Source organism: Phascolarctobacterium succinatutens CAG:287, from assembly GCF_000434895.1.
Taxonomy (GTDB): domain Bacteria; phylum Bacillota; class Negativicutes; order Acidaminococcales; family Acidaminococcaceae; genus Phascolarctobacterium_A; species Phascolarctobacterium_A succinatutens_A.
Window position 1 is genome coordinate 19,916 of sequence record NZ_FR892784.1, and the last position, 6,610, is coordinate 26,525.

The window sequence follows — 6,610 nt, forward strand, 5'->3', positions numbered from 1 at the left end:
GGCAGGAATGCCGGCAACCAGGGAATTCGGCGGTACGATGGTGCCTTTGGTTACAACGGCACCGGCAGCAACGATAGAGCCGTGGCCGATTACAGCGCCGTCAAGTACGGTAGAATGCATGCCGATGAGGCAGTGGTCTTCAACGGTGCAGGCATGCAGCAGAGCGCAGTGGCCTACAGTTACATAATCACCGACGATGCAGGCGTAGTTATCAGCAACGTGCAGCACGCTGTTGTCCTGGATATTGCTGTAGCGGCCAACCTCGATGCGGTTAACGTCGCCGCGGATAGTAACGCCTGGCCAAACGCTGGCGTACTCTTTAAGCTCAACCTTGCCAATCAGGGTGGCAGTATTAAAGGCATAGGCCTTTTCATCAATTTTGGGGGCTTGCGCTTCAAATTTAAAAATCATGGTATCACCGCTTTCTGTAAATTGGCTGCCTTCGCGGCAGTCTTGAAAGATAAACAATTTCTTCTCACACTATTATTATCATATGAGCAGATAATAAAGTCAAGGCGTTCACATTTATTTTGCAGATGTGAAGGATTGGATTTAGTTGTGGGTGGGCGGTAGAAAAAATTTTTGTGTTACCTTGACAGATTTACTGATTCGCTATATAATAACCACACAGCACTTAGACAAGCTGTATACATTTGTTTATATAAGAATTTTAGGCTATTATAATGATATTTTCCTATGCGAAAATTTCATTATAATAGCTTTTTTTGTTGCGTTTTTCGCATATTCAGTGTTATAAAGAAAGGATGATTCTTATATGGCAAATTACAGTTACACAAATTTATATGTTCATGGTCCGCAAGAGGAGCTGGCAAACCTCTTTAAAAAAGCTCAAGTGCTGGACGCGCAAGGACGAGCGCAAAGAGCGTACGCCTTTCGGCTCTGGTTGGATTGGCTTTATTGCCCAAGGGGCAGGTATGCAAGCCTTTGATAATCGCGCTAGTGTGGAAACATTTCAGTACGATGGCTTGCCAGTGTATGAGGTAAAGCGAGAGGCTTGATGGGTGCAGGAAGCGGCAGTGAGGGGCTGTCGCTTCTTGAAAAAATAATTGAGCAGAAGCAATCGTATATGGTTGCAAGCAAGTTGAATTGAAGTTGCAAGTTGTTTTCAAAGATTAACTAAAAAAGAGAAAAAAAGCTGATTGAAGTTATTAACCTAAAAAAGCAGACTATATACCTAAAAAATAATTTATATAAACTGTTAATATTATAAAGAGAAGCTTGACAAGAGGTGATGACGTTGTTTGCTACACGTTACAAGAATATTGGATTGAAAATAGCATATTATAGAAAAAAGAAAGGCTATACGCAAGCAGAGCTGGCCGAGCGGATTGGTATGAGTGCCGCTTATCTTGGGCAGATTGAGCGAGGGAATAGAGGCAACAGTTTTTCTTTAGAAACTCTGTATCAGATTGCTGATGCGTTGGAGATTGATGTTAATTTGCTGATAAAAAATGAAATGTTGGCTTGATAGGTGATAGTTTGTATACATACTATCACCTATTATAAGGGAGAATATTTTGGATCAAGTAACAATTATAAATGGTAAAATATTTGATTGCAATCAATGTGGAGAATGTTGCAAACATTTATATAAAATACCTGCAATGAAAAATTTCAATAGAGGAGACGGAATATGCAAATATTTAATTAATAATAAGTGCTCGATATACAATAAAAGACCTAATATTTGTAGAGGGGAGTACTTGTATCATTTATATTTTGAAGGTATGGATGTTGAAGAGTATTATAAAATATTGCACCATTACTGTAATATGATTCGTGGAGGTAAGATAGATTGAGTAAGGATTATGTAAAAATTTTTAATGCTGTTGATTTAAAGAGAGCAAAACAGGAAGCAGAAAATATTATTGCTATGCAAGCAGCAGACTTGTATCCAAAGGAGTTCTCTTTCCCAATTACTTTACAATTTGAACTGACAGGAGCTTGTAACTTAAAATGTAAGCATTGTTATAATAGATCTGGGGATGTTGATCGTGTTCAATATACAAGCATGACTCCGCAAAAGTGGAAAAGTTTAGCTAAACAAATTGTTGAAGCAGGTGGCATTTTTCAATGCATTATTTCCGGAGGGGAACCATTGCTTCTAGGAGAAGATTTATTTGATATTATGGATATACTACATGAAGACGGGACTTCGTTTGTTGTTATTACGAATGGTATGTTGTTAAGCAAAGAAAAAGTCAAAAGATTTTCTAAGTACCGCTATTTTTGGTTTCAAATTTCTATTGATGGTTCAACACCTGAGTTGCATGACTCGTTTAGAGGTGTAGAAGGCAGTTGGGAGAAAGCTGTTAATGGAGCAATGGAAATTTCTGATAGCGGAATACCATTGGTTATAGCACATTCTGTTACTCCTAAAACATTGCCTTATTTAGATGATATGGTTAAATTAGCTTATTCAGTAGGTGCTGGCAGCATTATGATTGGTGAGATATTGCCAAGTGGTAGAGCTATTTTTAATAAAGATATTTTTTTAACACATGAGCAACGCAATTATCTTTATGAACAGATTGATAAATTGTCTAGGGAATATGCAGGAAAAATAAGAATTGAAAGATCTATGAATGTTAATACATCTATGGAACGATATGTATCTGCTCCTAATAGTGGTGGTATTATCCGCCCGAATGGAGATTTTAGATTAGATTGCATGACTCCTTTTACAATAGGCAATGTTTTGGACGAAACGATAGATTCTATTTGGAAAAATAAGGGCAAATATGCTTGGCATAATCCAAAAGTCTTAGAGTTTATAAATTCTATTGATGCTGAAAAGCAGAAAGGTAATATACTTAATCACGTCAATGATGATATAAGAATATGAAGGTACAAGTTAAAATGAAAAAACAATATAAGAAACCAATGGTTATTTCAAATGTGAGTATTGAAGGGGTTATTCCAGCCGGTTTGGCGGCGGCTATTGAAGCTTTTGCTGTAGGTGTGGCTGTTGGGACACAAGTCAAAAAGATGCTGAATGGTCGTACTGGTTGGGGTAAGGTTCAGCAACTAGTTGAAGTGGAGGGGAGAGCATGATTACATGGGAGTGGCTTAAGCATAAAAAGCTTGTCGATATTTCTTTGAAAAAACGTTGGGAAAAAGATATTATGGTGTTATATGGCAAAGAACTGGACATATGTTACTTGAATAAAATAGGTGGAGAAATAATTTCTTTGAGTAATTGCAAAAATACAGCTTCTGATATTGCTGATATGTTGCTGCAAACGTATGATGTTGATGAAAATGAATTAAGAGAAGATATTCTATGTTTGATTAGAGAATTGCAATGGAAAAGACTTGTGAGACTAGAAGAATAATTACGGAGGGTACGATAATGAAATTTACGACCATGAAAATTACAAAAAAAGTATTAGCAGGTATAATCTTGTCTGTATTAGTAGTATTGGGTGCATTTTATACATTAAAGCCTTCGCCGCTTCCCAAAATTTACATACCATCTGATATAGAATGGCAGACCCCTGCTCTTGATGCATATATTGGTGACTTTACACCAGTATGGGATAAAGAATATCCTGATGAACTACGTACAGTTTTAAGTTCAGAATATACCATACGTAAGACAAGATTAGATAAAGATTGGCAATCTGCCTTTTCTGGGAAAACTTCTGCGCATATACTTACAGAAATACAAAGTACAACGTTATGCACAAGATTGCTTAACCTATCTAACAGGGTAGCAAATGAAAGAGAAATCAAAGAACATACAGCCCAAAATATCACGAGATTTGGAGTGATTGATTACTATTTTCCCGGCACTGTATTAGCTATTGAATATAAAGATGGTTGTGTACTTTCCGCAATGATAGATAAAGATACTGGTAAATATATTAGGCTTCGTGTTAATTCTGAGAAGAATACAGAACATAATTGGGAACCATCGAAAATTTATGTAAAGCTGATGTATAATTAACAACTAAATATAAAAATATCATTGCCTGTTTTGTAAGAGGAGATTTACGATAATGAAAAAATATAGAAAGCCTTGTTTAGTAACTCAATCTAAGGTTAAAGGCATAATACCATTGGCAGCACTTAGCGTAGCTGAATTAGCTGGAGTAGCATCAGTAGTTGGTCTTGCGGTTGGGATGGCAGCTTCAAAAGGTTCAAATGATATAGTGTCGTTTAGATCTAATCTTGTTCTTCAAAAATAAAAAGAAATCAGGGTACGCATACTAAAATTGCTTTAGTCGGGCAGCCGGGTGCAGGTAAATCGAGTGTTATTAACAAATTGATAGGCAAAAATTTATTTAAATCTGGAGTATATACAGATACCACAGTGAAAAGCCAAGAAGCATCTTGGGGAGCATTGAGAATCGTTGATTTGCCTGGATATGACACGAAAAGATTTCCTTTTGAAGACTGGTGCAAACAATTTTCTGTAGAGGATTATGATTTGTATCTGTTCGTATTTGCCGGTAAATTACATGATGCCGACGGAAAGTTATTTAAAAAATTTAAGGAATGGAATCAATCTAGGAAGCATCCTTATTTTATTGTGCGCAATAAGGAAGACGATATATGGGATGGTGAAAGGACACTAGACGATCTGAAGAAAGAAATCGTTGAAGATGTTTATTCTAAAGTAGGTGCTACAGACATAAAAGTTTATTTTACAAGCTGTAAGACTGGCATTGGGATTAAAGAATTAAAGGACGATATTTTTGCTTCTGACCTTGATGATGTAAAGAAGGATAAAATCATTGCGGCTTTAAAGCAGAAAGTATTCAAGAGTTGGCTAGAAAAAGAAGAAAATGTTTAGATGATATTAATACCTATGCTTGGGCGGTAGCTGCTAATGCTTTAAATCCTATCCCTGGTGTTGATGTTAGCTGTGATTTAGCGGCTTTTTATAAGATGGCTCAAGAAATTAGAGAAAGTTTTTGGCTTGATGAAACAGTTATAGAGAAATACATGACTGTATTAGGACCCGTAGGGAAACAACTTGCGGATAAGGTGCTTGCATATCTTACCGAAGAAGGTATAATGTTGGTTCTTAGGCAAGTAGCTGAACGATATGCTAAAAAACGATTTTTAAAATATATTCCCTATGTCGGACCAGTTGTAGCAGCTTGTGCTGGTTTTGCTATGACCAAAACATTAGGAAAATATTATATAGATAATTGTTATGAAATGGCAAAGAAAATCCTTGAATATGAAGTAATAAATAATAAAGATGATGTGATTAGTGTATAAAAACTAGGGTTGAGAATACTTGAAGTATGTATTATTTTGTCATCTATCTGCTGGCGCTGTGGTGCGGCATGGCGGTAGAGTTACGCATGCTTTGAGCTTGACTGAGCAGGTGCAGAATAAGAAAAGTAAAAAACTTCTCAAAAACTTCTTGACACACTTGGTATTGTATTGTACAATAATGGTAGCGCATAGGCCGCTACCTATAATTCAACCATATAAGAATTATAAGATGTCATTAAGGGAAAAATCTAAGATTGTGTGTACTAGTAGTGTGTATGCTATTAGTGTACCCAAAAATTGATTCCCATAATGGCTTTTTTTATTGCCTTTTTCTAGCCTGTTTAAGTGTTTTAAAGAAAGGATGATTCTTATATGGCAAATTATTGTTACACAAATTTATACGTCTACGGTCCTCAAGAGGAGCTGGCAAACCTCTTTAAAAAGCTCAAGCGCTGGACGCGCAAGGATGAGCGTAAACCGAAAACTGCCTTTGGCTGCGGCTGGCTCAGCTTCATCGCTGAGGGCGCCGGCATCCAGGCCTTTGATCTCCGCGCTGGCGTTGAAAAAATCCAGTTCGACGGCAAAGGACAGCTCTTTATCAAGTATATATCTGCAGATGGCCCGCAGCCCGCTTTCTGGGAGGCGCTGGTGCGTAAGTTCGCACCGCGCAGCTGGTTCTGCTACCTGGCGGAGGAATCCTGCACAGGCTTGTACATTACCAACGATAAATTGAAGCGGAAAATCACCGCAGATTACGCTATTCCCGGACGTTGCGCCGATGGTTCCTACACCTCGTCGCTTGTTCGTCGCAGCACCTTCTACTCTGAAGGAGCTATGCGCGAGCTGCTCGTCAGCAAGTACGGTACCGGCAAGGCCATGGCCGAGCTCCTGGAGCTGGCCAAAAAGGATAACCTTCCTGTCTACAAGGTGAAACGCGTCGACTAGGACGCAGGGCTGCCACGTAAGTGGCGGCCTTTTCTTATGTGTCTTTTTTTCTTCTTGACGAAGAGAAGATGCGTGCTGTATAATGGAGACGTAATAGGCAATGACAGCGCTGCTGTTTGGCGAACGTGTTTTGCGGAAGCTATTTTGACGTCCCGCGAGCGGGCTTTTTGTAGCTTCAAGGTTGTTCGCTTTTGCAGGGTATGCAGACAGAGCGGCTGTGGAGGTTTGCCAAATTTATGAAGTCCTTGCGTGATAAGGGTTTTGAGAGCCAGGCGTTGGGGAAAGACGTTGAAAAAGGCATTTTTCAGATGAATCATGGTAAACATTAATTTGGTTTGCCAAAGTGTCCCTAAAGAGCCGCTCCAGGCAAGGGTTTCCAAGGGTGCTGTTGCAACAGCGATTACCGCTTGCG

At 38.6% G+C, this 6,610-nt stretch carries 11 protein-coding genes; 9 read left to right on the forward strand and 2 right to left on the reverse strand.

The genetic code is table 11. The features are described from left to right. Nucleotides 1-411 (reverse strand): gamma carbonic anhydrase family protein (locus BN587_RS04440; protein WP_044484248.1); only part of this gene is annotated, 411 nt, incomplete at its 3' end. Between the two features lie 841 nt (nucleotides 412-1,252). Between BN587_RS04440 and BN587_RS04450 the strand changes: the two genes are divergently transcribed. From BN587_RS04450 to BN587_RS04490, 9 genes are all read left to right on the forward strand, one after another. Beyond that, a complete protein-coding gene (locus BN587_RS04450) occupies nucleotides 1,253-1,489 on the forward strand; it encodes a helix-turn-helix domain-containing protein (RefSeq protein WP_044484232.1) in 237 nt (78 codons plus the stop codon). Nucleotides 1,490-1,816: 327 nt separating this feature from the next. Continuing rightward, a complete protein-coding gene (locus BN587_RS04455) occupies nucleotides 1,817-2,866 on the forward strand; it encodes a radical SAM/SPASM domain-containing protein (RefSeq protein WP_021719944.1) in 1,050 nt (349 codons plus the stop codon). Then, on the forward strand, nucleotides 2,863-3,075 hold the full coding sequence (locus BN587_RS04460) for a hypothetical protein (protein WP_021719945.1): 213 nt from the start codon (nucleotides 2,863-2,865) through the stop codon (nucleotides 3,073-3,075). The genes BN587_RS04455 and BN587_RS04460 overlap by 4 nt, the downstream gene beginning before the upstream one ends. After that, nucleotides 3,072-3,356, forward strand: a complete 285-nt coding sequence (locus BN587_RS04465) for a PqqD family protein (protein ID WP_021719946.1) — start codon at nucleotides 3,072-3,074, stop codon at nucleotides 3,354-3,356. The genes BN587_RS04460 and BN587_RS04465 overlap by 4 nt, the downstream gene beginning before the upstream one ends. 17 nt (nucleotides 3,357-3,373) lie before the next feature. After that, a complete protein-coding gene (locus BN587_RS04470; protein ID WP_021719947.1) occupies nucleotides 3,374-3,970 on the forward strand; it encodes a hypothetical protein in 597 nt (198 codons plus the stop codon). A 52-nt stretch (nucleotides 3,971-4,022) separates the two neighbouring features. Further along, a complete protein-coding gene (locus BN587_RS04475) occupies nucleotides 4,023-4,211 on the forward strand; it encodes a hypothetical protein (RefSeq protein ID WP_021719948.1) in 189 nt (62 codons plus the stop codon). A 26-nt stretch (nucleotides 4,212-4,237) separates the two neighbouring features. Continuing rightward, nucleotides 4,238-4,819 (forward strand): GTPase domain-containing protein, encoded by a 582-nt coding sequence (locus BN587_RS04480; RefSeq protein ID WP_293828089.1) that lies wholly within the window; start codon nucleotides 4,238-4,240, stop codon nucleotides 4,817-4,819. Beyond that, complete coding sequence (locus tag BN587_RS04485) at nucleotides 4,792-5,253, forward strand: hypothetical protein (protein WP_021719950.1); 462 nt, start codon at nucleotides 4,792-4,794, stop codon at nucleotides 5,251-5,253. Before BN587_RS04480 ends, BN587_RS04485 begins: the two co-directional genes overlap by 28 nt. Before the next feature lie 372 nt (nucleotides 5,254-5,625). Continuing rightward, nucleotides 5,626-6,198 carry a hypothetical protein gene (locus tag BN587_RS04490; RefSeq protein WP_021719951.1) on the forward strand — a complete coding sequence of 191 codons (573 nt, stop codon included), beginning with the start codon at nucleotides 5,626-5,628 and terminating at the stop codon, nucleotides 6,196-6,198. Here BN587_RS04490 and BN587_RS04495 read toward each other — a convergent pair. Next, nucleotides 6,195-6,610 (reverse strand): hypothetical protein (locus BN587_RS04495; protein WP_044484236.1); only part of this gene is annotated, 416 nt, incomplete at its 5' end. The two genes, BN587_RS04490 and BN587_RS04495, sit on opposite strands and share 4 nt — an antisense overlap.

What these genes read in the sequence shown, in the direction of transcription:
- BN587_RS04450 (WP_044484232.1), top strand. Translation starts at nt 1,253, where the DNA reads ATGACGTTGTTTGCTACACGTTACAAGAATATTGGATTGAAAATAGCA.
- BN587_RS04460 (WP_021719945.1), top strand. Translation starts at nt 2,863, where the DNA reads ATGAAGGTACAAGTTAAAATGAAAAAACAATATAAGAAACCAATGGTT.
- BN587_RS04465 (WP_021719946.1), top strand. Translation starts at nt 3,072, where the DNA reads ATGATTACATGGGAGTGGCTTAAGCATAAAAAGCTTGTCGATATTTCT.
- BN587_RS04470 (WP_021719947.1), top strand. Translation starts at nt 3,374, where the DNA reads ATGAAATTTACGACCATGAAAATTACAAAAAAAGTATTAGCAGGTATA.
- BN587_RS04475 (WP_021719948.1), top strand. Translation starts at nt 4,023, where the DNA reads ATGAAAAAATATAGAAAGCCTTGTTTAGTAACTCAATCTAAGGTTAAA.
- BN587_RS04490 (WP_021719951.1), top strand. Translation starts at nt 5,626, where the DNA reads ATGGCAAATTATTGTTACACAAATTTATACGTCTACGGTCCTCAAGAG.